Genomic DNA, 24,332 nt, shown 5'->3' with positions numbered 1-24,332 from the left:
CTATCATAGGGCTTCTAGATTGTCGGCTGGTTGGCTAGTCTTGGAAGATCCTCTGGGGGATCTTCTTGGGGATCCTCTTGGGGATCCTTTGGGGGATCAGCCCGCCATCCAGTCTTCCAGGTCGGCGACTGAGGTGGGTAGGTCGGCTGTCAGGACGCGATGGCCTTGATCGGTCACCAGTACGTCATCTTCAATGCGAATGCCGCGCACATCAGCAAAGTGGGCTAATCGCTCCCAGTTCACCCAAGGGGCATAACGCGATCGCCTGTCTGGATCGTTCAACAGGGCCGGCACCTGATAGAACCCTGGCTCAATGGTCACCACCATGCCCGGCAGCAGGGGCCGATCCAGCCGCAGGTAGCCCAAGCCAAAGCGATCGCTGCGCTGGCGGCCGGGGGCATAGCCGGCAAAATCTCCTAGGTCTTCCATGTCATGCACATCGAGCCCGAGCAGGTGACCGATGCCGTGGGGAAAGAAGAGCGCATGCACATCCTGGTCAACAAGGTCGTCTACCGCACCCCGCAGAATGCCTAGATCGACTAGACCGGCGGCCAGGGTTGCTGCTCCTAACAAGTGAATCGAGCGATACTCTACCCCGGGCTGGATCGCGGCAATACAGGCATCATGGGCCGCTAGCACCACTTCGTAGAGCGATCGCTGGCTGCTGGAAAAGGTGCCCGATACGGGCCAGGTACGGGTAATATCTGCCGCCCAGCCCCCCGCGGTCTCGGCTCCTACGTCGGCGAGCAGCAGGTCTCCCGGCTGCAGGGGATGGTGGTAGACCTCGTTGTGTAACACTTCCCCATGCACCGTCACAATGCTGTTGTAGGCACAGGTCATATTGGCGGCGACAATCACCTGTTCCATGGCGGCCCGCACCTGAGCTTCAGTGCTGCCGATGGCTCGCATCCCAGCTTGGTGGGCTCGCACCGTCACCTGAGCTGCCTGCTCTAGTTCAGCCAGGGCCGCGGCATCATGCTGTAAGCGCAGGCTGACGATCGCTTGCACCAAGTCGGCATCGGCTCCTGTGGGGGAGAAGGATCGCTGGAGGAGGTGCTGTTGCTGCTGTTGGCTGCTGGGGTCTTGCACCGGCAGGGTGAGCGCGCCATCTAGAAAGTCGGCAAGCTGGCTGTAGGGATAGGCAGCATCGGCAGCGATCGCCTCGGCCCACTGGTCTCGGCTGGGGGTGGGGCCATGCCACAGGGCAGCGCTGGGGGCAGGATCGTCTAGAAACAGCGTGAGTCGTCCACCATCGAGGTGAATCGCTGCCCTTTCGATAGACTGGCCGGCAAAGTAGAGGAAGTGGCTGCTGGCCCGAAAGGGATAGCTATTGGCCGGAAAGTTGCGGGACATCCGCTGCCCAGACCAGAGCACCACGGGCTGATCGAGCCGATCGGCAAGGCGCTGGCGGCGCTGCTTGAGATGATGGGACAAGGTCAGGGGCGATCGCCCAGAAGATGTATCAATAGCTTGCATGGTGCAGAAGAGAGGGGACGAGAGCTTCTGGTGCCTATGCTAGCGCAGGCGGGTGCTGGGGGAAGCAGTCGGGAGAGCATTACTGAGCATCGCTGGGGGCCAGAACACCATTGAGAAAAATATCGGCAATGCCCTCAGCCATTTCTTTCATGGCGGCGGGAGACGAGCCATTTTTCATGACGCTATCTTGACTGAACCCGGCAACGGTGAACATCCCCAGGAAAACCTGAGCCACAATGCGGGGATTCATCGGGCGATAGGTGCCGCGTTCCATGGCAGTTTGAAAGAAGGCCTCGGCAACGTCGGTCATTTTTTCAATCACGTCGGTTTGGATGCGCTCTCGCAAATCTGGGTGAAACTGCGCTTCCATGAAGCATACCCGCAGAATATCGGCGTTTTCATGCATATGCAGCATTCGCCGCCGCATCACTTGGGCGATCGCTTTATAGCTGCCCATCTCGCTGAGTTCGGTGAGTAAATCGGTGAGAATATCAACCCAGCCCCGAGTGGCTACTTCGACTAGAATTGCTTTTTTGTTTTCAAAATGGCGAAATAGGGTACCTTCTGCCACCCCCGCCGCTTGGGCGAGATCGCGAGTGGTGGTGCCATCGTAGCCGCGCCGGGCAAATAGCCGCTGAGCAGCGTTCAGAATTCGAGTCTGCGTTTCTAGTTCGGGGGACGTGTGGCGATGGGAAACGTGCATGGCTACATCAGAAATCAAAAGTCAGAAATCAAATTAGTGTGACGTGGGTGATACCTACGTCGTAGAGCGCTGTCTTAGGATGCCGACGAGTGAGATGCATGTGTAACGATTGAAGGGATAACGGCACCGCCTAGGCTCAGCTTAACGTTAATTTTTTGCGGGCAAGCATCTCCTTAATGATTCCCTACACAAGGGGAGATTCCAAGCGTTATGGCTCCAGCAACCCCAAGTGTTTGGGATGGGATAGATACCGTCCGGGCTGAGCTGGTCGCAGCCCATCCCCTATTCTTGTGCTGATTCAACGAGTGCTACCCATGCAAAATCGCACCTAGGCTGTTGAGAACGTTAGGTGCGATTAGCAGCAGGATTTGGTTTTACATCATAGACGTTCCTGATCCTTGAACCGCCAAGCTTCATAACCAAAGCAAGACGGTTGGGGCAGGCAGTCCTAGGACGTCACAGAATGGATAGTCCACACTCAAAGGGCGGGGCATTGCTGTGGTCGATGCCGCTTGATTCAGGGAGGTGCGGTGGTTAAACCCGGAAATGCCTAACGTGCTCCTTCACACCAACAGCTAGGATTTCTGAATGACCTCGTACGAAACCTAAACGACGGTCTACATGGGCTGATCTACGCACGCCATTAGGGGGGAGGCGACTGCAAAACCTAGTGGAGACCAGTAGCCTAGACTACCCATGCCCGACCATGGCAGGAATCTCCTCCTCATCTTCGGGATCGCGCAGGCTAGGAAACAGAAAATGGTTTTCTTCGACGTACTGAGCCCCAAATAAACCTTTCTCAGCCCAAAAGTACCGGTCGGTGGTGTGTTCATTTCGCTTTACCAACAGCAATGCTGGGGGCAAAATGCCTTCAGACTGAATAAACTTGCGAGCAGCCGTAACAGGTTTGTCCTCGCCGCTTTCAATGCTATACTGGGGCACTAAATCTAGAATTCTCCGTCCCTCCTGGCGACGACGGCTCTTGCGCTTGCGTCTTCTGGCCAAGCTTTCTACCTCCTCTTTCGATCGACAGGTGTAATCGTCACTACAAAATAGAAAAACCGTGCAAAGTATATCGACTTGAGTTTAAAATTTCAACTTTATTTAAAGGTTTTACACATTTCATTTATTCAATATCCTAAGCTATCTAGACTTATCAACCGTTCTGTGGATCGCACCCCCGCTTGATTAACGTAACGAACTGTTAAGTAGCTGGGTATACCTGCGTAGTTTTGTGCCCTTGTCATCAGCTTTTAGGCGGAACAAACAGGATTGAGTGGTGCTGTATTCGGACTGCGCGCTAGGATTTTTTTTAGGAGCGATCGCTCAGCGATGCAGATGGGGCTAGCTCCTGTCCTAAGGGTTAGGGATTGTGAATGGTGATCTCGGCAAGCGATGAATATGTGAGGTTGTGTGAGACCCAAATGGCCCTGATTCGCCAAGGCCTGGGGGCCACCCTCAGCGTGGTCTATCTCACCGAAGACATGGCCAACAATGCCATCGCCAATCTCCGGCCGATTGTGGCGATGCCCGAGGCTGTGCGCGATTGGTCGGCGGAGCGCTTACTCACCTGGTTGACGGAGAGTGGCCATGAGGCGGGGGAGCCGCCCCGCTTGGCTTTGCCGTCCCGAGGTGGGGGGGATGGCAGCAGCGATCGCCCCGTTCTGCGGTTAGGCTCGACGATGAACGATGGCGACCTACCGACCCCAGAGCCCTTAAAACAGCCTTCTCACCAGGTTATTTTGCCCCTAGGACACAACAATGTGGTATTTGGGGCGCTGGTGGTGGCTCGGGGCGATCGCCCTTGGAAACCGGCAGAACGCACCCAAGTAGAGCATATTGCCCGAACGTTAGCGATCGCTCGCCTGCTGGATCAGCGCTCCCAGTGGATGACCCAGCAGTTCCAACGCCAGCGCCAGATCCAGGCCCAGCAGCGGGAGATGCTGGGCAACCTGCTGCACCAGTTTCGCAATCCACTTACGGCTATGCGCACCTTTGGTAAGCTGCTCTGGCGTAGGCTACTGCCGGAGGATAAAAACCGCAGTTTGGCGAACAGCATCGTCCAAGAGAGCCAGCGCCTGGAGGAGTTGCTCAAGCAGTTTGATCAGGTGATGGATCAGGGGCAGGTGTTGGATTGGGAGGATACGGATGACTCGACCGGGCCATGGTTGACAGCAGGGCTGCTGGAAACCGCTCGTTTGCCTAGCCAGAACGCTCTCACCGGGCAGCAGCTTGTCCTAGAGGGTTGTGCCATCACCGATGTGTTAGCGCCCCTATTATCCAGCGCTGGTGCGATCGCCCAAGATCGACAGATTCAGCTCAATGTAGAACTAGCCGATGATCTGCCCGCTGTCCTGACCGATCGCCAAGCCCTGCGGGAGGTGCTGAATAACCTGCTAGACAATGCCCTGAAATATACACCAGCCCAAGAACAGGTGTGGGTGTGGGTGGGCGATCGCCAGGAAACCCCCACCGGCACCCTGCAGGCTGTGACCATTGCGGACACGGGGCCAGGTATTCCCCCTGACGATTTAGAGCATATTTTTGAACGCCACTATCGCGGTGTCCAGGCCCACACCGGTATTCCCGGCACGGGGCTAGGTCTGGCGATCGCTCGTGATCTGATCATCCAGATGGGGGGCAAGCTAGAGGTCTACAGTCCCCTAGCGGCATGGCAACCCCAAGGGGATCAGGCTCCTCTGCTGCCCCTAACGTCCCACGGCACAGTTTTAGTAGTATGGCTGCCAGAGGTGGCGTAGAATTCACGCCCGTTGGCTCCGCTCGCCTATCGGCAACCGCTTAGCTTTCGCTGAGGGTTGGCTGGAGGTCAGCAGGAGCGATCGCGCCCTGGGGTTGGGTAAAGGCGATCGCCGACTGTACGAGCCCCATAAACAGGGGATGGGGGCGGTTTGGACGAGACTGAAACTCTGGGTGGAACTGGCTAGCGATGAAGAAGGGGTGATCTGGCAGCTCAATAATTTCCACCAGCCGCCCATCCGGCGAGGTGCCGCTGACCGCATAGCCGGTTTCTAATAGCAGCGTGCGGTAGGCGTTATTGAATTCATAGCGATGGCGATGGCGCTCATAGACCACCTCTGCACCATAGAGCCGCTCCGCTAGGGTGTTGGGAGCAATGCGGCAGGCATAGAGCCCCAAACGCATGGTGCCACCTAGGTCAACCACATCTTGCTGTTCTGGCAAGAGGTTAATCACGGGATTTTTACAGGTGGGGGAAAATTCGGCACTGTTGGCATCCTCCAGTCCAGCCACATGCTGAGCCCATTCAATCACCGAGCACTGCATCCCTAAGCAGAGGCCGAGGAAGGGAACATGATGCTCTCGGGCATAGCGAATGGCTGCCACCTTGCCCTCAATCCCTCGGTTGCCAAAACCACCAGGGACAATGATGCCGCCGACGCCTTGGAGGAGCTGTTCTACACTTTGCCCATCGAGGTCTTCTGAATTAATCCAGCGTACGTCGAGGCTAGCTCCGCTGGCGATCGCTGCATGGCGCAGGGCCTCAGCCACGGAAAGGTAGGCATCATTGAGCCGCACATATTTGCCGACGATAGCAATTTCTAAGGGATGGCCTGGGCGATAGAGACGTTCCACTAGGGTGCGCCAATGGTCGAGATCGGGGGGGCGTTGGTCGAGGCGCAGTAGATCCAGCACTTGGTGCGCCAAACCCTCCTGTTCTAAGGTGAGGGGCACTTCGTAGATGCTGTCGGCATCCTGGGAGGTGATCACGCAGGCTTCGGGCACGTCGCAAAATTCCGAGAGCTTCGACTTGATGCCGGGCTGCAGGGGGCGATCGCTGCGGCAGACCAAAATATCGGGTTGAATGCCAATAGAACGCAGTTCCTTCACCGAGTGCTGGGTAGGTTTGGTTTTCATTTCCCCCGCCGCTGAGATCCAGGGAATCAGCGTGACGTGCATATAAAGCACCTGGCTGCGCCCTACGGCTTTGCGGAATTGGCGAATGGCTTCCAAAAAGGGTAGGGATTCAATATCGCCTACGGTGCCCCCAATTTCTGTGATCACCACATCGGGATTGGTATTTTGGGCCACGCGCAGGATGCGTTCCTTGATTTCATTGGTGATGTGGGGGATCACCTGCACTGTGCCCCCTTGGTAATCACCCCGCCGCTCTTTGTTGAGCACCGCTTGGTAGATGGAGCCCGTGGTGACGCTGTTCAGCCGCGACATAGAGGTGTCGGTGAATCGCTCGTAGTGACCCAAGTCTAGGTCAGTTTCCGCGCCATCTTCGGTGACAAACACTTCGCCATGCTGAAAGGGGCTCATGGTGCCCGGATCTACGTTGATGTAGGGATCGAGCTTGAGGATGGACACCGAGTAGTCCCGCGATTTCAGCAATCGCCCTAAGCTTGCGGCCACAATCCCTTTACCGATGCTGGAAACAACACCGCCGGTTACAAATACAAATTTAGTCATTCCTTTAAACACCCACCGAGTGAAGACTGACGGTGCGATCGCCACTCTCCCAACGCTTCCCAAAGGGATAGGTCAGGAAAGATGGGTCTAGCCATATCGCATTCATTGTGCCACAGCGTGCCACAGCACCGACAGGTTACGGCTGGTGCAGCCAGGTCTCTCACGCTATCCGTCGATGGAGACTTCTTGGGGCTCCTTGACCGATTCTGGAATAGGTGGCAGGGTAGGACTTTCCAGCGATCGCCCTGGCTCTGCCGGCTCTGTACGCTTCGAAAAGCCCCAGGCAAACAGGGCGGTAATCAGCATCACCATGATCCATTCGGGAGGCACAAAATCTGGATTGATCACCCGCAGCAACAGCCGCACACCCACCAATCCCACCGTGACAAATCCCGCATCTTCCAAGTAGACAAACTCATCCAGCCAGCGAATGAACAGACCTGCCATGAAGCGGAGGGTGAGCACGCCGATCGCTCCCCCCGTCAACACCAGCCAGCGTTCTTGAGAAATGGCGATCGCCGTGGTCACGCTGTCTAAGGAAAAGGCTAGGTCGGTGACGGCAATCATCGGGATAGCCTGCCACAGCGAGGCGAAGCGTGGCCCGTGGTGATGGTGGGCGCTGCCATCGTCATCCGAGCGAAAATACTGGAAGACGAGCCAAAGCAAATAGGCGGCTCCCAACAGCTCAAACTGCCAAAACTGAACGACCCACGTCGCCGTTAAAATGAGCACGACCCGGAGCGTAAACGCTGCAACCAGCCCAATATTCAACGCTTTGCGCTGCTGTTCAGCGCTACCTAATCCCTGAGCGATCGCAGCGAGGGCGATCGCATTATCCGCCGATAGCACTGCCTCTAGGGCAATGAGCACCAGCAGCAGCAGGAGAGTATCCAGTCCAACATTGGGTGAAAGTTCGAGCAGTTTGTCTAACATCAGCCTAAAAAATGCGAGTCTGAGCCAAAACGGTTGACGCTGGGGGCGTCTCTAAAGAGGTGTTGATCCATGAACCTCAACGGTTGATGGATCAAAATGCTAACTTCTAATATGTACGATCCTAATGATGGATGACTCAGGTGTCTGGGAAGCCGCCTGAATGGATTAGGCCCAAGCTCTTTGACCTCTTGGAGCCTCTTGGGAGCCATGCCAAGCTCTAGTCCATGCCATTGTTCTTAGATCTCGTGGAATCTTAGCTGTATACCTCCTACCTGCACCGAACAGGCAGTTTTCTAGCGAACATGAGAACGTTCTTGATTTAGCTTAACGTTATCCTCGGGAATTTTGGAGGTCGTCGAAGAAACTCTGGTCGGGAGCGATCGCCCTACCATGCTTCGTCGGTGCATCTTCTTTGGTGCCTCGCTGGTGAATCATAGACGCTATGCTGCGGAGGAGCCGGCGATCGCGGCGGACAGGGTGCCAGCTCGGCTGCCATGTCCCCCTAGCTTGTTCACGACCAACGAGCGATCGCGCCTGCCTCCAGCTCGACTCACCCCATTGTTTTGACGTCCACCCTGATACCAACCCATGGATTCCACCACGCTGCCTGCTCTCATTGCCCAATTTCGAGACCATTACCCCACGGCCAGTCTCATCACCGAGCTTCTCGCTATGCACGATGGCGTTTATGTGGTGCGGGCCTATGTGCAATTGGGGGAAACCATCACTGCTTCGGGGCTGTCGGCCGATCCGCAGATCGAGCAGGCCGAAGATCGGGCTCAGGGACGGGCGCTGCGATCGCTGGGGTTGTGGACGTCTCCAGCCGCTCCTCCCATACCCCAGTCGGTTGCCAGCACAACGCCGCCATCCTTACCGCCTGAGTTTTCCCTTGAATCTCGGTCAACCTCTCCAGAACCTCGTCAACCGGTCATGCCGGAGCCGGTGGGTGTCAGCGCTCCCAGACCGCGATCGGAGTCATGGGATCATCCGACCCTGCCAGAGGAGCGATCGCAGCCATTGTCTAGTTTTCCTACCCCCTATCCAGCAGAATCTCCACCCGCTGATGTGCCTCTAGGGAATGTGGATCGATCGGATGATATTGCAAAAATTTTGGTGGAAATGCGGCGGTTGGGATGGTCAAAATCCCAAGGGCGAGACCATTTGCGGAGAACCTATGGCAAAGAAACCCGCCAAGAATTGACCGACTCGGAACTGATGGACTTCCTCGGTTTTCTAGAAGCGCAGTAGGGTTTGGGCTGGGGTTTAGGCATGGGAAACTCTGCTAGAAGCGATCGCTTCTAGCAGAGCTGACTCTTTTGAGGTGTGAATCTAGGGAGTCCTGACCCTCTTGAGTTCTGACCCTATTGATCCATAGACAGAGGACGGCTACCGACGGATTGGTTATCAATGACCTGATCCACCAGTCCATACTCCATCGCTTCGTGGGCAGACATGAAGAAGTCCCGTTCGGTGTCTTCCTCGATGCGCTCTAGGGGTTGGCCGGTGTGATTGGCCAGCCACTCGTTGAGTCGGCGCTTGTGGTACAAAATTTCTTTGGCTTGAATTTCAATATCAGCGGCTTGCCCCTGGGCTCCCCCAATGGGTTGGTGGATCATAATCCGAGAGTGGGGTAGACTCATGCGCTTGCCTTTTTTGCCGGCGCTGAGCAAGAAGGCTCCCATGCTGGCCGCCAAACCTACGCAGATGGTGCAAACATCGGGGCGGATGTGGTTCATGGTGTCAAAAATACCCAGACCTGCCATCACAGACCCACCGGGAGAGTTGATATAGAGGTAAATATCCTTCTCGGAGTCTTCCGATTCGAGGTACAGCATCTGGGCCACAATGAGGTTGGCTAGGTCAGAGTCAACTTTTTGCCCCAAGAAGATGATCCGCTCGCGCAGGAGACGGGAGTAAATGTCAAAGGCGCGTTCGCCACGACCAGATTGTTCAATAACTGTAGGAATCATGGAGCTTACTGCTAACAGGTCTTTGCCCTATTCTACCGATTTGCTTGGATCGTCGGGGGCGATCGCTCAATCAACGCCACTGAAGATACTCGGTGCTTAGGCTAGGGGAGATGAATCCGAGTCATCGGGCATCGGCACGTTATCGAGCAATCGACGAATTTTCATGCGATGAATGTAGGGCCAACCGCCATTGGCTTCAATGTCTCGTAGTAGGGCGTAGAGATTTTGCCGATTTCTAGGCAGGGTGTCTTGAAAAAGATGCTCGCGGATATCGCGGTGGAGCGCTTCCAATAGCCGCAGCAACGACAGCAGGCTCAAACAGTCGTCTTTGCGGCCGATGGCTGCATCTTGAACCAAGGTGGCGATCGCCTGTAAATCTTCTGGGTAGGTGCTGGGATCGACGGACAGTTTTCCTGGCAATGATGTTGGATTGGTCGAGGGAACACGTTGATTCATAAGTAGCCTGTTGTATCTCAGGAGTGGGTTTCATCATCGTAGCTGCTCTCATCCCGAGACGCACCCGATTTTGTCTTGTGGGTCTTTGCGCTGCTTGAATTTGCGGACTTGCGCCAAAATAAGGCGACAAGGTCTTTTGACACTCCCTAGCCTAAAGGCGTGGGGATTCTTCACTCAACGAATCAGCTTGCCTTGACAGGATGGCTCCAACCAAGGTAGAGGCTCATTCTCCTGAAGCGTTGCTTGCGTCTAGCGCAAAAGTTCCGGTATGCCCTACCGTACTCAATCCCCGACTGAGGATGTTTCTCGCTGCGTTGTGATCTCTATCTAGGACGCATCCACACCGACACACATGAGTCCGAGTGGATAGCGTTTTCTGGACAATCGCACCGCAACCAGAGCATTCCTGGCTAGTTCTGTGAGGTGGAACGGCGATGATGACCTTGCCAAACACCTTGCCAAAATAGGTCAACCACACTCGAAACTGATACCAAGAAGCGTCGCTAATCGACTTGGCAAGGTGGTGATTTTGCACCATATTCTTGATCCTCAAGTCTTCGTAGACCACCAAGTCGTTAGACTGGATGACGCATCTTGCTAACTTCACAGCAAAATCTTTACGTTGCCTACTTATTTTGAGATGGCGCTTACCCAAAACTGCCCTTGCTTTTGCCCGGTTTTGCCCCCCCTTAACCCTCCTTGAAACAATGCGTTGCGCCTGTTTTAGACGTTCTTCACCCTTCCTGAGATACCGGGGATTTGCGACTACTTCACCATTGCTATCGGTGTAGAACTCCCTCAGTCCAACGTCCAGACCGATAGCTCGACCAGACGGCTCTACGGACTCAGTACGCTCTACCCGAATACAAAATTGGATGTAGTACCCATCTGCTCTCCTGACGATTCGAACCCGTTTGATCTGATCGATTGAGTATGAGTGTAGGTCGCGGGTACCCTTGAGCTTCAAGGTGCCGATTCCCTTTTTGTCGGTGAAGGTGATAGCCTTACGGTTCTCTGCAAGCTTCCACCCAGAGGTCTTGTATTCCACCGAACGATTATCCTTCTGGAACAAGGGGAACCCCTTTTTTCCAGGGATGGCTTTTTTGCAGTTTTCATAGAACCGACAGATTGCACGCCATGCTCGTTCTGCGCTGGCCTGCCGAGCCATGCTGTTGAGGTCTGCCGCAAAAGGAAATTCTTTAGCAAGTCTGGCGCAAAGCTTTTGCAGATCATTCTGGTCAGTGCCCCGGTTGTCCATCCAATATCGGATGGACTGGTTACGAATGAATTGAACAGTCCGGATCGCGTCGCTGATCGCCCGGTCTTGCTGAGATTTACCGTAGGCTTTGAACTCAAGCACAATCATCGTCATGTCGTATTATGCAACATAAAAAGCCGTCTCAGAAGGACAAGGCTTTAGATCCAGTTCTTTGGTAACATGCTCTATGAGACTTATACGAGAACCACTTTAGGCTTCTAATCGCTTGCGTTTCGCGCAGAGTTTATTGAACCCGAGCTGGTTTAGATGACTAGGCTTGTCTCGGTGACTAGGACAACGGAGTTTGCGATCGCCTTGTGATTGCAAAGCACGCCCTAGCAGTTGCACAACGCATCTGACGTCCTGCGCCTGCGCGTCAGAAGCCGGTTATACGCATTCGGAATATTGGTGGGGATTTTGCATTCACATAGAGGTTAATCATGAGGTATCGCGCTTTCGTTGCCGCATTCCTGGCATTATGTTTAGGCTTTTTAACTGCGTGTAGTGAGGCTCCAGATGCGGCGGACGGCCCACTCACCTACGAACAAATTCGTGGCACCGGGCTAGCCAACAAATGCCCTCAGCTTGGTGAAGTCAGCCGAGGAGCCATTCCTATTGAGGGTGATGGATCCTTTGTCATTCGCGAGCTTTGTCTAGAGCCAACGTCCTACTTTGTTAAGGAAGAATCGACCAATAAGCGCCAAGAATCTCGCTTCATTGCGGGTAAGGCGCTGACTCGTCGTACATCAACCATTGACCAAGTAAGCGGCAAGCTCAAGGCTGAACCCGATGGGTCGGTCACGTTTGTTGAAGAAGGTGGTTTTGACTTCCAAGCCATCACCGTTCTCCTGCCGGGCGGCGAACAGGTACCCTTCCTGTTCACCATCAAGGGTTTAGTAGCTAAGAGCCAGCCGGGCTTGGGTGCCATCAACACGTCCAGTGACCTAGAAGGTACCTTCCGAGTTCCGTCCTACCGTACGTCCAACTTCCTTGATCCAAAAGGTCGGGGTTTGACGACTGGGTATGACAACGCCGTTGCTTTGCCAGCTCGGGCAGACAGCGAAGAAATCCGTCGGGAAAATGTCAAGAGCTTTGAAACGGGCGAAGGTCACATTTCCCTGCAGGTCGCCAAGGTAGATGGCTACACGGGCGAAATTGCTGGAACGTTTGAGAGTGAGCAACCTTCGGATACCGATATGGGAACCGACGAAGCTCTAGACGTCAAAATCCGTGGCTTGTTCTACGCTCGGGTTGAACCATCGGAAGCTTAGGCTGCTGCGATCGCTTTCGTGATAGCAACCTGCTTTAGGGTGCTTTAGCTTGATCAAGGGGCGATCGCCATTTGAATATTGTGCATACGTGCAGCAAAGAGGGGAGCAATACCCCTCTTTGTTGTTGTTAGGGGGTGTTATTAGGGGTTGCCGTTGGGCCAGATTTGGGGATGATCCGCGATCAAAGTTTGCACTTCTTCGCTACACTTAGGGCTAATTCATACAGCAACGAGCTGGTCTGCTGAAGTGAGCGTCGAGAATTGACGAAGATTAGGAACCAGGATAGGGCTGTAGCTCCCCAACGGCCAAACTCCCCAAGGTTCGATCGTGATGCCCCTCGGTTCCAGATTTGACAACACGGATCAAAAAAGACGATCTCTTCATTAAGATGGTTGGGTGCAACGTGGTTCGGGTCAGTAGTCCTGTGGACGAGTTGTTATCCATGAATACATGTGGGCATGGTGAAGCGAAGGAATGAAGAAGCTATGGTGAGTCGAAGCGTTGGGAAGATGCGATCGCTGCTGCTAAGTATGGGCTTGATGGTGGCTGGTGTGGGTGCAAGTGCTCCGGCGATCGCCGTTGAGTTTGAGCAGCAGAGCGTCCCGGCAGAGGACTTCATTTTGGTGGCTACTCCAGTGGGGGAGAACCACCAACTGCTGCTGTTGCGGCAACTGTCGAGTGAACGCGCCTGCTGGAGTGAGCAAAATGGCGTGGTTGATCTGCTGCTCACCTCATTTGACTTCACCGGCATCTGTGGCCGCAGCACCGATAGCAATGGCTATTCTGTTCGCATGGCAGGTCAAGATCTCGGCATGGACTACAGCCTGCGCTTGATGCGATCGAGCGATAGCTTGGTGCTCATGGCGGTGCCCGATCGCGATCGCTCTGCCCCCAGTTTCGCCCTTGGTCAAACCAACCGCATCACCACGGGTTTTGCCAAAATCTACCTGTATCCAAGCTGGTATATTTCCCAACGAGCCTATGATGGGCAAACCCTAGGCCATTTCTACCTCACCCATGAACAGGATCTGCGCTCCACCATCGCAGCAGCACCTCAGCGAGAACTATCGGTGACCCTGCCGCCGTCTGCAGAGCCTGTAGTCCGTCCAGACTTTTCTACACCAGACCTTGAGCCAGATGAGCCAGACGTGGTGGAGCCTCCTGCCTTGGTGCCTGCTCCCGTCACTGTTGCGCCGCCCGCCGCACCCACGCAACCGGCTACCGACGGCTGGATTGAGTTTGGTCAAACTCCCACGCAACTAGGGGCAGCGCCGCCTCAGCCGCCCACTCCTACCCCTACACCTCCTCCGGTGGCACAAGGAGCACCGCCGGTGTTGCCGCCGCCTACACCGCTGGAACCCGTTCCCAATATGACGCCGCCTTTGGGGAATACAACCCTGATGCCCAATGTGGCCGTAGCGGCCCCGTCGCCCCAAGCGGCAGCTCTGGGCTTTAATTACCGGGTGATTGTCAACACCACCTCCTCTCAGCAGGAAGCGCAGGTGCGATCGCTTGTCCCTGATGCGTTCCGTACCAATCTTAACGGGCGCACCGTCATGCAGGCAGGTTTGTTTGAAGACCGGACGGCGGCGGATCAACTACAGCGATCGCTCTCTAGCCAGGGTCTTTCTGCATCGGTGCTTCCTATTGATTAGCGCTGATCCCGAGGATCGAGAAGAATAGTCAAGGGACAGCCGGTGGACTATGCTGATCAGTAACGATCTTTTTGGCAGATGTCCGCCATGGCTTCACCTTCTCATGCGCCCCAAGGGCGATCGCCCAATTATGCGATCGCGCAGTTGCCTGGTCTCAGCCCCGAGGACAGCCAAAAGCTCGTGGATCTTGGCATTGAAACCACCTTGCAGCTTGTGCGCCAAACCCAAACTCCAGATCAGCAACAGCAGCTCGCCAATCAGCTCCAAACTCATCTACAGCATGTGAAGAAGTGGTCTGCTTTGGCAAACCTAGCCCGCGTAGCCAGCGTGGGCTGTCACTATTGTGGAATGTTGCTCTATGCCGGGGTGGCAACGCCTGAACAGCTAGCGACCACGCCCCTGCCGCGCCTGCATCGGCAACTGATGAAGCTGCATATTTCCACGATGCAGAACAAAGATCTTTGTCCGTCGCTCAACGACGTGATGGTGTGGATTCAGGATGCCCAGCAGCTCACCGGTCGCCGCTAGTCTGGATACCAAAACATACCCTTAATGCCTTCAGGATCGGGCATGAAGCCTAGCCCTCGGTAGAAATCGATCACCTGGGGGTCGGCAAATAGCGTAATGTTGCTGATGTCTTCACTGCGCAGCTTTTTGATCACCTGCTTCATCAAAGCTTTACCTAAACCCTTGCCTTGGTAGTCTGGATGCACCACTACGTCCCAAATGGTGGCATTGAAGGCGTGGTCGGAGGTTGCCCTAGAAAAGCCCACCAGCCGTCGCTGTGCGCCGCGCTGCTCCCACATGGACACCACTAAAAAGCTGTGCTGGATGGCCTTTTTCACCTTGCGCAGTGGACGGCGAGACCAGCCGACCGCATCACACAGCTCTTCAAGGTCATACAAATCTATCTCGCGCTCTGTACTGAAGAAGATGCGAGGATTGGTGCTTGAAGTTCCGTTGAACTCAGTATAGTCATTGGTTGGTGCTGGCTTTGACGGGGTCGCGTCAGAGGTCGCAAACAAACTCTTCCAGAAACCCATGCAGGTATGGTTACGGTAGTAGAGGTCAACAATACTAGATAGTATATCCTTCGTGCCCTGTCTCGACTCTGATAATCTGAGAATTCCCTAGGATTCGTCTATGAAAATTGCACAAAACTTAGAGTTTTGATAGGGTTTGATAGCTCTTAATGAGTCAAAATAGGCTAGAAAGTGTCTTTGGCTTTGTGTTTGTGTATTATTCTCAGGATTGACACATACCGGCTAGAGAGCGTAGCTCCTGCACCAAGATTGGATGCTAGAGGTCTACCTCTCAGTATGTTGGGGTTTAGTCATGATGCAGCACAAACGGTTTCTAGCCCCCTGAACATCTACCTTTACAGCGACAACTATCGTGCAGCCATTGCGGTCATCGCGCTTGTAGAATTGCTGGCTCATTGTTGGCATCTTCGACCCCACTGCGGAGAGGATCTGCAAGTGTCATGCAGATCACGCAGGTGTGGAGATGGGGTAATGGTTGTCTTGATGTTGTAAGGGCAAGACGGATCAGATGTATCCACAGAGCATGGCGATGGGGTCTCTGAAGCAAGGTGAAGAGCGATCGCTGAGGTTAGATGACAACCCCTGCAGGGCGTGGACATGATTACCCCTGCAAGAACGGTCTAGTGACACCAATGCACCTAAAAACGGGCATTCTGTTTTTGACAGGTTGGTCTTAGCAGAACAGCACGGTAGGGGTGTTGTGTCGCGATCGCCCCATGTTTAGGATCCTAGGATCTATGATTGTCCAATTTGACTCGGACTTTAACCTGAAAGACAGGTGTAATACCAAAACTATGGCTTCGGGTTTGAAACAATCAACGCTGGAATTGTTGAAACGGTTCAATCGTGCGTTTCCACAATTCTATGAACAGTTTGTTAGCAGCGAGATTCAGATTCAAAACCTGAAGCTGGCGTATCAACTCTATAAGAGTCGGCAGGTCGTGATTGATCTTAAGCCGGAGGGGACGAAGAGCGCCCTGCATTTCGCCTATCGCAACCAATCGTTTTTGCTCAGCGACATTTTTGGCGTCTTGGCGGCCTATGGGCTCACGATCCATAGCCTCAGTCTGTATGGGCAAATTTATCCGCCGATGCTGGTGTTCATCAAGCTGATTGTGTCGCGGGGTGGCAAGGTCTTGACGGACAAAACGGCCGATAATGTGCGGCGGGCCATTCGCGAGGCGCTGGCGGGACGGTTTGAGGTTGAAGAAATGCTGGCGGTGGAATTCAACCTCGATGCTGGGCTAGAGCAGGTGGAAACCGAGTTCTATGTTGACCCAGTGTTTCACCTACCGGCGCTGCTGATTGAGGCAGACAACCAACCAGGGTTGTTCTATAAGGTGATGTATGCCATCTGGCAGGAAGATCTGCTGGTGGTGAATGCTAACCTTCTGGTGTGGCGCGGGCGCACCCGGCTGATTCTCTATTTGTTGGGCCCCAATGAGAGTGTGATTCCAGAATATTTGGGTCAAAAAATTGCTGAGGGTGTGCGGCAACGCCTGTTGGGCAGCCGTTTTTAGTCTTGTTGTTTGAGGATAGATTCCATGCCGCCAACGGTGTTGATTACAGGAGCCTCCCAGGGAACTGGGCGAGCCACGGCCCACCTGTTTGCCCAGCGTGGGTATAACCTGGTGCTGGCAGCGCGGCAGGCGGAACGGCTGGAGGCGATCGCTCAGGAGATCAACCAGACGGGATGCCAAGCCCTAGCGGTGCCGACGGACGTGGGGGATGCTGGTGCGGTAGCTCAACTGGCGCATCAGGCGCTGGATCGTTTCGGCAGCGTCGATGTTTTGGTGAACAATGCGGGCATTTGCCGGACGGGCACCATGGAGCACACCAGCTTAGAAGACTGGCAGCAAATTCTGAATACCAACCTGTGGGGCTATATTCACACCATCCATGCGCTATTACCCCAGTTTATCGAGCGGCAGCAGGGAGCGATCGTCAATGTGGGTTCCTTTGGCGGCAAGATGCCCCTCACCCACATGACCGCCTACTGCACCAGTAAATATGCCGTGACCGGTTTGACAGATACCCTGCGCCTAGAACTGGCCCCCCAGGGAATTCATGTGGGGTTGGTGAATCCAGGGTTGATCAACAGTCAGTTTTTGGAGCGGGCCCAGTTTCGTGGTGCGTCTACGGCGGCGGCGGAGCAGCAGCGGCAGCAAATGGCCCAGGCGATGACGCAAAGCTGGGCGAGTCGGCCGGAGGATGTGGCCCAGGCTATCTGGGAGGCGGCAACCGATGGGAAGACGGAGGTGGGGGTGGGGGCCACGGCGATCGCTACGGAAGCTTACCGACTTTTGCCGGGCCTGGTGCAGTGGGGCATGGCGCGATTAGGGCGTCCTTCGTCTACCTGAGTTTTCCGGTTGAATGGTGAGTGATGGGGGAATGGGGGGCGATCGCCCCTCATCTACCCGATCGCTAGCACCAGATCAAGGCATCATCTTCAGAGCGTCATCTAGGGTATGGCGAATGGCTTGGGCCGATTGGTGCAGCGCATCCCGTTCCTCGTCCTTTAAGTCAAGCTCCAACACCCGCTCAATACCGCGACAACTGAGGAAGGCCGGCACGCCCATGAAGATATCGTTGAGCCCATACTCGCCGGATAGGTAGGATGCCACGGGCAACAGGCGCGACTGGTTGCAGAGAATGGATTCCACCATGGTGTAGGCCGAGGAGGCGGGGGCAAAGTAGGCTCCCCCGGTTTGCATGAGGTTGACAATTTCTGCGCCGCCGTTGCGGGTGCGTTCCACCAAGCGATGGATGGTGTCTGGATCCATGAGCTCAGTGATGGGAATGCCGCTGACGGTGGAGAAACGCGGCAAGGGCACCATCAAATCCCCATGACCACCCAGCACCATGGCATGGACATCGGCGGTGGAGACGCCCAATTCCATGGCAATGAACGTTTGGAAGCGAGAGGAGTCGAGGATGCCGGCCATGCCCATCACTCGATAGCTGGGGAAGCCGCTCACCTTCCAGGCTAGGTAGGTCATCACATCGAGGGGATTGGTGATGATCACGAGGACTGCGTCCGGGGAGTGAGCGATCGCTTTTTGGGTGGTTTCGATGACGATCTGGGCATTGGTGCGCAGCAGATCATCGCGGGTCATGCCGGGGCGGCGAGGTAGCCCAGCGGTAATCACCACAATGTTGGAATTGGCCGTATCGCGGTAGTCATCGGTGCCAATAATTTGGCGATCGTGCCCTTCCAGCCCTCGGGCTTCCATCAAGTCCAAGGCAATGCCTTTGGGCCGGCCCGCCTCAACATCTAGCAGGATCACATCCGCAAGATTCTTCTCAGCAATGCGCTGGGCGAGGGTACTGCCAACGTGCCCTGCGCCAATCACAGACACGCGGGTGGGAATACAGGTCACGGAAAGGTAGGTGGACATGGTCAAAAAAAATCGTCGCCTAATGACGACGATAACCGTAAATGTTCAGGTTTTCCGGAAATGTTATTCAAACTTTTCTAATTGATCGAGCCGCAGCCACATATTGGGAGTGGGAACATAGCCAAACTGCACGAGGGCATAGTCATCGCGAGTGTCCATGATCTCCCCTTTGGTTTCAAAAATATAAGGGGGCCAGCGGGTATCACTGGCGCTGGCCTCGACGCTGCTGTCTAGCTTGTCGCGAAGCGCCCGAACCACATCACCTTTTTTGAGTGCCATAGTCTATGCCGTATTCAGTCCTAGAGGTAGAGAAAAGGGAGGACAACAGCGATCGCCCTTGAGTCTAATGATTGTACCCAGGCGGCTGTTATCAACACCTTGGCTAGTGTATCAAACTCGGCTGTTGCCTGTTAGATGACGTGCCTCGCTCTATCCGCTTAGGAGACGAGGAATGCGACTGAAATTAAGCCGCCGATCAACACAACGGCTAGCACACCCAGAATAACGTAGGTGCGTTTTTGACCTTTGTTGGGGGGCTCAGCAACGTAGACTTTGGGCTCTTTAGCAAAGTTATTAAGACGTCCGCCTTCTTCAGTTGTATAAGGCATAATTTCCTCCACGTTTGGTTACCAACAGTAACAGAAATTGACGGCGGGTCAAAAAATGCAACGCTTTCTTAACGAAACTAGGGGCAACAACCAGCTTCCTAGGAAAACTCCCCAAACGTTGGCTGGAAACCAGGTATAGCTCGATGGCGCGCCCGCTATGGGGCACCTAATTACGGCGTGGTTCGGATGCGGGTATCGGTGAAGGTGGGCACAAAGGGCACCCGTTCGGCATGACCCCAAAAGGCTTCTAGATCATAAAATTCCCGTTCATCGGGCATGAAGATATGAACGATGACTTCGCCATAGTCCATCAACACCCAATTACCTTCGCCGCGCCCCTCGACGCGCAAGGGCTGTCGCTGCAGATCGTCGGCGATGGTGTCTTCAATGCTGTGGGAAATCGCCCGTACTTGGACATTGGAAAACCCTGTGATCACCACAAAGTAATCGGCCAGGTAGGAGACATCCTCAACATTCAGTAAGGCAATATCGCCCCCTTTGCGATCGTCTGCGGCTTGGGCAATGCGATGGGCCAGGTCATAGCTGGGGTTGGAGGGGGTTGGCGCATCTGATGCGGAGCGTGACGCGGCGATGGGTGGGTGGGATGTGGTTGGAGAGTGATCAGTCATTCAGGATGTTCGTCCTCAGTAAAGGTTAAGAATTTTGGAAAATTTGAGAGCACAAGGTCTGGCAGTCAAGATACAATCCGCATACGATCTGCCCATGGGTGCGTGAGCCTGTGTTCCAGTCAGTATAGGACAACTCTAGCGAGGAGAAGGCGCGATCGCTTCGGTTGATTGAAGGTTGATTCAATACCGACGCGGGCTGACGGAAACCGTTGCCAAACGGTTGAGATGATGAGAGGTTTCAAGGTTGACGTCAAAGCTAATTCGAGAGTTGGGGGCGTCCTCAGCTTCCGCAGAAACTGGCACGGCCGATGGATGTCTAGATCACTATGATGCATTGATTCGAGATTTAGTCAAATGCCGGATTTAAAACCCGTATAACTCTGGCGTTGATAAATGCTCGACTCACGCTAGAATAAAAAGCGCTGGAGAGGTGGCAGAGTGGTCGAATGCGCTCGACTTGAAATCGAGTGTACCGAAAGGTACCGTGGGTTCGAATCCCACCCTCTCCGTTGGTGTTGGAATCTAGGTGTTGTGCAACTGAGCGATCGCGCTTGAGACTGCCGTTGCCAACGTTAGGGGTTTCTATATCTATTCTACAGGGTGTCTAGAGGGTGCGATCGCCTGCTTGATTCCAGCAGAAGTAGGTCTCTAGGCAATGCTGGATGAGGAGATGGTGCTCGAAGGCTAGGTCTTGGGCGATCGCCTCTTCCACCGGCACCCACCGCAATTCTTCCACTTCCCCCACCCCCACCTTGGCAGCCAGCGGGGGCAGGTCGTCTACAAAAATCATCAGCGGAAAGCGCAGCGATACGTTTTGTAAATACAGCGGCCGACTTTCAATCAGGTAGGGATGCTCTAAATCACCCACCACCCGATGATGGGCCATTAGGTAGGGCAGGTTCAGTCCCGTTTCTTCATAGACTTCGCGGATCACCGCTTCGCTCGTCGTTTCATCAAAATCGAGATAGCCACCGGGTAATCCCCACTTGCCCTGCTCATTGGGCATGTCGATGCCGCGCTTACCGAGGGGAACATAGAGCTGGCGTTCGATGGCAAAGAGTAAGACAGGCACCACCGTGACACTGCGACTAATCCAGTAGGTTTTTCCCTCCACCACGATGGGTTGATTGGGGCGATTTTTAAACACAAGCGGCTCTGACATCGACATAGTTACAGAATAGTTACAGATGGGTCTTAGGAATGCTGCTCCACACTGTAGCTCAGATGGCTAGACAATGGGCGATCGCTCTCCCTCAATCCCGCAACATTTCTGGCATTTCAGCCGGTTCATGGATTGCTCATGCCCAGAATCGGTTAACGGTTACGGCTCCTTGGGCGGGCATCAATCTACCGCAGCAGCGATCGCTTGTCGATAGGCTTGCCATGCTGCCAAGGCATCGGGCTGGGAGGGCGTTGCTCGCCGCAGAAAAAGGATGCCGTCGGTGAAGCCTTGAACACCGTAGCGATCGCGCTCCAGAATCCGATCCACCACGCGCACGGCGCGCTGTAGCCGTTGGCGATCGTCGGCAAATACGGTTTGATAGGTGACCAGTTGCTCTAGATCGAGCAGCACGTAGTCCATTTCCACCACCTCGTCAGCATCGTTTTGCAGGCTCAGGTCTGGAAAGCGCAGCACCTGCCGTCGGCTAGATAGATGGGCCACGATGTGGGACGTGGCTGAGACGCTGGCATCTCTGGGAATCTCAGCCATGAAACCCCGAATCTTGGCCACATGTTGCCACTGCTGCGGAGCCGGTAGGTACACTTGGGGTTGAATGGAATCGGGAATGATAAAGGAGAGCGATCGGTTGGGATTCGACGTGATGGTGAACAAAATCGATAGGGTGATGGCCGCAATCCACAGGCCCCGCACCCAGCGCTGACGAATCGCCTGGGGATGCACCGACCACCAGAGGACAGCGCCGTAGAATAAGCCCGGCACAATGTTCATGGAATAGCGCAGGTTAATCGATAGGGCGATGGGGTCTTGGCGCAGAAAGGTTTTGAGTAAGGGCACGCCTGCCAAAAGCCAAGCAGAGGGAGCGATCGCTGGGATAAACATCAGCGGCAGCCAATGCCCCAGCAGGTAGCGAATTTTGTCCCCCAGGGGATTGACCAATTCCTGCAGCAAGCGCCCCGGATTGCTGACCATGCCCCCGATTACATCTAGGGTGCTGGCCTCATCGCCCTCGACGTACTGGCCAAATTGCTCAATCATGAATCGCCGAGAAATATCTTCGGAAAACAGCGGCATGATCAGGTTTGTCAGCAGCAGCATATAGCCCAGGCTAAGACCACAGAGAATCGCGCCCAGCCAGGGATAGCGACGGCTGACCAGCAGATAGACGCCAACGCCAAACAGCGCCACCCCCGCATCTTCCCGCACCAGCAAAATCAGTCCCGCCATGATCCAAAACAGGGCCCACCAGCGTTTTTCTAGGGCGAGAAAGAGGCTGAAGAAAAACAAGGGCAGTTGGCAAATGTCGTGGAAGTTCGCCAAGCTGGGCCCGATGACGGAATTGGCTCCGTAGTAGCTAATGGCGATCAGGGTGGAGAGCTGCGGCGTGAGATAGCACCGGGCCAGGTTGTAGAGCACTAGACCCGCCAAGGTCACCAGGGTTACCTGAATGATAAATAGGGTGGTGGGGGAGGGGGCGATCGCATAGATCGGCAGCCACAGCAGCAGGGCCGGGGTGAAATGTTGTCCCAGTCGCCGGTAGGACACATCCGGCACCTGACCATCGTGGACAACGGGGGTGGACAGGCTGGAGGAGAGAGAACTTTGGAACCAGCGACCGTGGCTGTTGTTCCAAAACACTTGGTTGAAAATGCCTTGGTCGAAGGAGGCGTAGGAGGGATACATGGCATGGTGGCGGTGTAGCACCAAGACCAGCACCACCACCCAAAACAGTGCGGCGGCCATCAACGCCCCCCGGCTCACCTCCCATACCATTGGCCCCGTCTGCCATTTCCACCCGCTGCTGGATTCCTGGCTCATACCTGCTTTACCCACGATGGTTGCGAAACATTGTGCTTTTCATTCAACCACAGACCATGGGGGAGGCGATCGCCCAATTCGGTTATTTCTCCTATGATTAGGGGAATAATCGTAATGTGAAGTATCCCTAGCATGACCAAGCTTCTTCACTCCTGTTTAGAATCCAAGCGAAAAAACATCTGATTAGGTAACCAGTCATGACCTCTGCTGCAAGCAATAACTCAGCTCAAGCCTCCGCAAAGACTGCTGGACAAGCAGCCTCTAAAGGTAGCTTACCCATAGAAGTGAAAGATGCAACCATAAACATTTATGGAAGTCAAGTAAACATACAATCCAGTCAGGTACCAATGCCCAGGGTAACTGACGAGCTAATTGATGAGATGGAGAAAGAGTCTAAAGCAGAACGCCAGTCTAAGGCTAAGAAAGGATGATTTTCAACACCTTTGAATCCGGATTATTGATGCTTTTAAAGCGCTGCTTGCGAAATACGAAAAGAAGTATCAACCTGGTATAAGTGTCCATAATTCGGATTTCCGAAAACTGTGTCTTTCTGCCGAATGTTAAAACCATGCCTACCTATTCAAGCCCTAGCAAAGCATTGCATTTACTTGCCCATATTCAAGAACACATGAATAATGGCACCATTCGTAATGAAATCAATAAAATAGTCAAACATACACGAGATCAAGAAATCCTAGCCGTTTGCGATCGGATTGTGACATGCTTGGATATAGAAATAGACAAAGAGTTTACAAGACTAGATGACAAGCAACATGCTAGTGCTCTGAAAAACTTACAAAATCATTTGAAATGGGCATCGGATAGGTTCGATGAGGTTGTAGATCTGCGAGCCAGCATTGATCCAAAGTGGATTAGTTCACCATTTTCCGCGACTGAACGGCAGTTACTCACTTTGTCAGACTGCTATACGTTACTAGATAAAGTTCCTGATGTTTGTGATATCAATGGTGAAGTCGTAAAGGTAGGCGATCTTGTATCGGTTTTATGTAAAGATGAAAATGGACAAGACTACGAACACTACGGTGTGCTAGTGTCTAGTCCTAAGGGTTTCCGAGTTGCTCACTTTTTCACTGGCTCGACTGTAAAGGCTCAAAATAACTTAGTTGAGAAAGGATTTGGGTATATTCATGAGGTTGCCTATGAGCCATCCTGGATTGTGGAGGAACATCTGCCTGATATGGTTCCCTACAGCCAAGTTGAACAGCGTATTAAATTAGCCCGACAATCAGAGAAGCGTATTTGGAATAAGCTAAGCTATAACTGTGAACACTGGGCTAGAGAAATGTTCTCAGGCACTCCGACATGTACTCAACTGGCACGATGGAGAGAGGAAGCTCGTGCAAGAAAGGAAGCATAGTCTTTTAGGCGTTGCGCAATCAAGAATGATTTAAGTGAATACTGGAATCTGACGATGCTTGAGATAGTAGATGAGTAACCGGACTGATGTCGTTAGCATGTCAA

Annotated in this window: 24 protein-coding genes, 1 tRNA gene and 1 pseudogene; 10 read left to right on the top strand and 16 right to left on the bottom strand. The window is 54.1% G+C overall.

Translation table 11 applies throughout. The features are described from left to right. Positions 1–96: 96 nt before the first annotated feature. The 3 genes from JUJ53_RS23145 to JUJ53_RS23135 form a co-directional block, all read right to left on the bottom strand. Positions 97–1,476, bottom strand: a complete 1,380-nt coding sequence (locus JUJ53_RS23145; RefSeq protein ID WP_204154418.1) for an aminopeptidase P family protein — start codon at positions 1,474–1,476, stop codon at positions 97–99. 79 nt (positions 1,477–1,555) lie between these two features. Continuing rightward, positions 1,556–2,179: a TetR/AcrR family transcriptional regulator gene (locus JUJ53_RS23140; RefSeq protein WP_204154417.1), complete on the bottom strand. Its 624-nt coding sequence runs from the start codon at positions 2,177–2,179 to the stop codon at positions 1,556–1,558. Positions 2,180–2,869: 690 nt separating this feature from the next. Continuing rightward, positions 2,870–3,184 (bottom strand): DUF3155 domain-containing protein, encoded by a 315-nt coding sequence (locus tag JUJ53_RS23135; RefSeq protein ID WP_204154416.1) that lies wholly within the window; start codon positions 3,182–3,184, stop codon positions 2,870–2,872. Positions 3,185–3,555: 371 nt separating this feature from the next. Between JUJ53_RS23135 and JUJ53_RS23130 the strand changes: the two genes are divergently transcribed. Then, positions 3,556–4,938: a HAMP domain-containing sensor histidine kinase gene (locus JUJ53_RS23130; RefSeq protein ID WP_204154415.1), complete on the top strand. Its 1,383-nt coding sequence runs from the start codon at positions 3,556–3,558 to the stop codon at positions 4,936–4,938. Between the two features lie 40 nt (positions 4,939–4,978). On the opposite strand, the gene JUJ53_RS23125 is transcribed toward JUJ53_RS23130, so the two are convergent. The 3 genes from JUJ53_RS23125 to JUJ53_RS23115 form a co-directional block, all read right to left on the bottom strand. Beyond that, positions 4,979–6,631 carry a CTP synthase gene (locus JUJ53_RS23125; protein WP_204154414.1) on the bottom strand — a complete coding sequence of 551 codons (1,653 nt, stop codon included), beginning with the start codon at positions 6,629–6,631 and terminating at the stop codon, positions 4,979–4,981. Between the two features lie 165 nt (positions 6,632–6,796). Next, entirely contained in the window at positions 6,797–7,564 is a 768-nt protein-coding gene (locus JUJ53_RS23120) for a DUF475 domain-containing protein (RefSeq protein ID WP_204154413.1), read from the bottom strand. Positions 7,565–8,004: 440 nt separating this feature from the next. Next, entirely contained in the window at positions 8,005–8,154 is a 150-nt protein-coding gene (locus JUJ53_RS23115) for a hypothetical protein (RefSeq protein ID WP_204154412.1), read from the bottom strand. Here JUJ53_RS23115 and JUJ53_RS23110 point away from each other — a divergent pair. Further along, positions 8,153–8,812: a hypothetical protein gene (locus JUJ53_RS23110; protein WP_204154411.1), complete on the top strand. Its 660-nt coding sequence runs from the start codon at positions 8,153–8,155 to the stop codon at positions 8,810–8,812. The two genes, JUJ53_RS23115 and JUJ53_RS23110, sit on opposite strands and share 2 nt — an antisense overlap. A 113-nt stretch (positions 8,813–8,925) precedes the next feature. Here JUJ53_RS23110 and clpP read toward each other — a convergent pair whose 3' ends face one another. The 3 genes and pseudogenes from clpP to JUJ53_RS23095 all read right to left on the bottom strand — a co-directional run bounded on the left by clpP (position 8,926) and on the right by JUJ53_RS23095 (position 11,356). Next, positions 8,926–9,534, bottom strand: a complete 609-nt coding sequence (gene clpP, locus JUJ53_RS23105; RefSeq protein ID WP_204154410.1) for an ATP-dependent Clp endopeptidase proteolytic subunit ClpP — start codon at positions 9,532–9,534, stop codon at positions 8,926–8,928. A gap of 96 nt (positions 9,535–9,630) precedes the next feature. Further along, positions 9,631–9,990, bottom strand: a complete 360-nt coding sequence (locus JUJ53_RS23100; RefSeq protein WP_239125312.1) for a hypothetical protein — start codon at positions 9,988–9,990, stop codon at positions 9,631–9,633. Between the two features lie 151 nt (positions 9,991–10,141). Continuing rightward, positions 10,142–11,356 (bottom strand): annotated as a pseudogene (locus JUJ53_RS23095) (transposase). 332 nt (positions 11,357–11,688) lie between these two features. Between JUJ53_RS23095 and JUJ53_RS23090 the strand changes: the two are divergent. From JUJ53_RS23090 to JUJ53_RS23080, 3 genes are all read left to right on the top strand, one after another. Continuing rightward, positions 11,689–12,519: a photosystem II manganese-stabilizing polypeptide gene (locus JUJ53_RS23090; RefSeq protein ID WP_204154409.1), complete on the top strand. Its 831-nt coding sequence runs from the start codon at positions 11,689–11,691 to the stop codon at positions 12,517–12,519. Between the two features lie 485 nt (positions 12,520–13,004). After that, positions 13,005–14,174: a DUF3747 domain-containing protein gene (locus tag JUJ53_RS23085; RefSeq protein WP_204154408.1), complete on the top strand. Its 1,170-nt coding sequence runs from the start codon at positions 13,005–13,007 to the stop codon at positions 14,172–14,174. Between the two features lie 87 nt (positions 14,175–14,261). Beyond that, positions 14,262–14,702, top strand: a complete 441-nt coding sequence (locus JUJ53_RS23080) for a DUF4332 domain-containing protein (protein ID WP_204154407.1) — start codon at positions 14,262–14,264, stop codon at positions 14,700–14,702. Here the strand turns inward: JUJ53_RS23080 and JUJ53_RS23075 are convergent. Then, positions 14,699–15,217: a GNAT family N-acetyltransferase gene (locus JUJ53_RS23075; RefSeq protein WP_204154406.1), complete on the bottom strand. Its 519-nt coding sequence runs from the start codon at positions 15,215–15,217 to the stop codon at positions 14,699–14,701. The two genes, JUJ53_RS23080 and JUJ53_RS23075, sit on opposite strands and share 4 nt — an antisense overlap. 794 nt (positions 15,218–16,011) lie before the next feature. Here JUJ53_RS23075 and JUJ53_RS23070 point away from each other — a divergent pair. Both JUJ53_RS23070 and JUJ53_RS23065 read left to right on the top strand, forming a co-directional pair. Further along, complete coding sequence (locus JUJ53_RS23070) at positions 16,012–16,737, top strand: hypothetical protein (protein WP_204154518.1); 726 nt, start codon at positions 16,012–16,014, stop codon at positions 16,735–16,737. A gap of 24 nt (positions 16,738–16,761) precedes the next feature. Next, positions 16,762–17,577 (top strand): SDR family oxidoreductase, encoded by an 816-nt coding sequence (locus tag JUJ53_RS23065; RefSeq protein WP_204154405.1) that lies wholly within the window; start codon positions 16,762–16,764, stop codon positions 17,575–17,577. A 75-nt stretch (positions 17,578–17,652) separates the two neighbouring features. On the opposite strand, the gene mdh is transcribed toward JUJ53_RS23065, so the two are convergent. From mdh to rsfS, 4 genes are all read right to left on the bottom strand, one after another. Continuing rightward, positions 17,653–18,615: a malate dehydrogenase gene (mdh, locus tag JUJ53_RS23060; protein WP_204154404.1), complete on the bottom strand. Its 963-nt coding sequence runs from the start codon at positions 18,613–18,615 to the stop codon at positions 17,653–17,655. Between the two features lie 63 nt (positions 18,616–18,678). Continuing rightward, a complete protein-coding gene (locus JUJ53_RS23055; RefSeq protein ID WP_204154403.1) occupies positions 18,679–18,894 on the bottom strand; it encodes an NAD(P)H-quinone oxidoreductase subunit O in 216 nt (71 codons plus the stop codon). A 158-nt stretch (positions 18,895–19,052) separates the two neighbouring features. Next, positions 19,053–19,223 (bottom strand): ssl1498 family light-harvesting-like protein, encoded by a 171-nt coding sequence (locus tag JUJ53_RS23050; RefSeq protein WP_204154402.1) that lies wholly within the window; start codon positions 19,221–19,223, stop codon positions 19,053–19,055. Between the two features lie 170 nt (positions 19,224–19,393). Beyond that, positions 19,394–19,852: a ribosome silencing factor gene (rsfS, locus tag JUJ53_RS23045; RefSeq protein WP_204154401.1), complete on the bottom strand. Its 459-nt coding sequence runs from the start codon at positions 19,850–19,852 to the stop codon at positions 19,394–19,396. A gap of 424 nt (positions 19,853–20,276) precedes the next feature. Here rsfS and JUJ53_RS23040 point away from each other — a divergent pair. Beyond that, positions 20,277–20,361, top strand: a tRNA-Ser gene (locus JUJ53_RS23040). Between the two features lie 95 nt (positions 20,362–20,456). Here JUJ53_RS23040 and JUJ53_RS23035 read toward each other — a convergent pair. Beyond that, positions 20,457–21,014, bottom strand: a complete 558-nt coding sequence (locus JUJ53_RS23035) for an NUDIX hydrolase (RefSeq protein ID WP_204154400.1) — start codon at positions 21,012–21,014, stop codon at positions 20,457–20,459. 180 nt (positions 21,015–21,194) lie between these two features. Further along, complete coding sequence (locus JUJ53_RS23030) at positions 21,195–22,850, bottom strand: DUF2079 domain-containing protein (RefSeq protein WP_239125310.1); 1,656 nt, start codon at positions 22,848–22,850, stop codon at positions 21,195–21,197. A gap of 197 nt (positions 22,851–23,047) precedes the next feature. Between JUJ53_RS23030 and JUJ53_RS23025 the strand changes: the two genes are divergently transcribed. Beyond that, a complete protein-coding gene (locus tag JUJ53_RS23025) occupies positions 23,048–23,281 on the top strand; it encodes a hypothetical protein (RefSeq protein ID WP_204154399.1) in 234 nt (77 codons plus the stop codon). 137 nt (positions 23,282–23,418) lie between these two features. Continuing rightward, complete coding sequence (locus JUJ53_RS23020) at positions 23,419–24,228, top strand: hypothetical protein (RefSeq protein ID WP_204154398.1); 810 nt, start codon at positions 23,419–23,421, stop codon at positions 24,226–24,228. The last annotated feature ends 104 nt before the right edge of the window (positions 24,229–24,332 follow it).

It is taken from the genome of Leptolyngbya sp. CCY15150 (assembly GCF_016888135.1).
Lineage (GTDB): Bacteria > Cyanobacteriota > Cyanobacteriia > RECH01 > RECH01 > RECH01.
The sequence above is the reverse complement of the archived record's forward strand: the minus strand, read 5'-3'. Positions and strand labels throughout refer to the sequence as shown.

Bases quoted from the DNA above. Each gene is read 5' to 3' on its own strand.
- JUJ53_RS23085 (WP_204154408.1), top strand. From the start codon at position 13,005: ATGGTGAGTCGAAGCGTTGGGAAGATGCGATCGCTGCTGCTAAGTATG.
- rsfS (WP_204154401.1), bottom strand. From the start codon at position 19,852: ATGACTGATCACTCTCCAACCACATCCCACCCACCCATCGCCGCGTCA.
- JUJ53_RS23055 (WP_204154403.1), bottom strand. From the start codon at position 18,894: ATGGCACTCAAAAAAGGTGATGTGGTTCGGGCGCTTCGCGACAAGCTA.
- JUJ53_RS23115 (WP_204154412.1), bottom strand. From the start codon at position 8,154: ATGGGTTGGTATCAGGGTGGACGTCAAAACAATGGGGTGAGTCGAGCT.
- JUJ53_RS23075 (WP_204154406.1), bottom strand. From the start codon at position 15,217: ATGGGTTTCTGGAAGAGTTTGTTTGCGACCTCTGACGCGACCCCGTCA.
- JUJ53_RS23110 (WP_204154411.1), top strand. From the start codon at position 8,153: ATGGATTCCACCACGCTGCCTGCTCTCATTGCCCAATTTCGAGACCAT.
- JUJ53_RS23050 (WP_204154402.1), bottom strand. From the start codon at position 19,223: ATGCCTTATACAACTGAAGAAGGCGGACGTCTTAATAACTTTGCTAAA.
- JUJ53_RS23120 (WP_204154413.1), bottom strand. From the start codon at position 7,564: ATGTTAGACAAACTGCTCGAACTTTCACCCAATGTTGGACTGGATACT.
- JUJ53_RS23130 (WP_204154415.1), top strand. From the start codon at position 3,556: ATGGTGATCTCGGCAAGCGATGAATATGTGAGGTTGTGTGAGACCCAA.
- JUJ53_RS23020 (WP_204154398.1), top strand. From the start codon at position 23,419: ATGCCTACCTATTCAAGCCCTAGCAAAGCATTGCATTTACTTGCCCAT.
- JUJ53_RS23100 (WP_239125312.1), bottom strand. From the start codon at position 9,990: ATGAATCAACGTGTTCCCTCGACCAATCCAACATCATTGCCAGGAAAA.
- JUJ53_RS23025 (WP_204154399.1), top strand. From the start codon at position 23,048: ATGACCTCTGCTGCAAGCAATAACTCAGCTCAAGCCTCCGCAAAGACT.
- JUJ53_RS23125 (WP_204154414.1), bottom strand. From the start codon at position 6,631: ATGACTAAATTTGTATTTGTAACCGGCGGTGTTGTTTCCAGCATCGGT.
- JUJ53_RS23065 (WP_204154405.1), top strand. From the start codon at position 16,762: ATGCCGCCAACGGTGTTGATTACAGGAGCCTCCCAGGGAACTGGGCGA.
- JUJ53_RS23145 (WP_204154418.1), bottom strand. From the start codon at position 1,476: ATGCAAGCTATTGATACATCTTCTGGGCGATCGCCCCTGACCTTGTCC.
- JUJ53_RS23035 (WP_204154400.1), bottom strand. From the start codon at position 21,014: ATGTCAGAGCCGCTTGTGTTTAAAAATCGCCCCAATCAACCCATCGTG.
- JUJ53_RS23030 (WP_239125310.1), bottom strand. From the start codon at position 22,850: ATGAGCCAGGAATCCAGCAGCGGGTGGAAATGGCAGACGGGGCCAATG.
- JUJ53_RS23090 (WP_204154409.1), top strand. From the start codon at position 11,689: ATGAGGTATCGCGCTTTCGTTGCCGCATTCCTGGCATTATGTTTAGGC.
- JUJ53_RS23070 (WP_204154518.1), top strand. From the start codon at position 16,012: ATGGCTTCGGGTTTGAAACAATCAACGCTGGAATTGTTGAAACGGTTC.
- mdh (WP_204154404.1), bottom strand. From the start codon at position 18,615: ATGTCCACCTACCTTTCCGTGACCTGTATTCCCACCCGCGTGTCTGTG.
- JUJ53_RS23140 (WP_204154417.1), bottom strand. From the start codon at position 2,179: ATGCACGTTTCCCATCGCCACACGTCCCCCGAACTAGAAACGCAGACT.
- clpP (WP_204154410.1), bottom strand. From the start codon at position 9,534: ATGATTCCTACAGTTATTGAACAATCTGGTCGTGGCGAACGCGCCTTT.
- JUJ53_RS23080 (WP_204154407.1), top strand. From the start codon at position 14,262: ATGGCTTCACCTTCTCATGCGCCCCAAGGGCGATCGCCCAATTATGCG.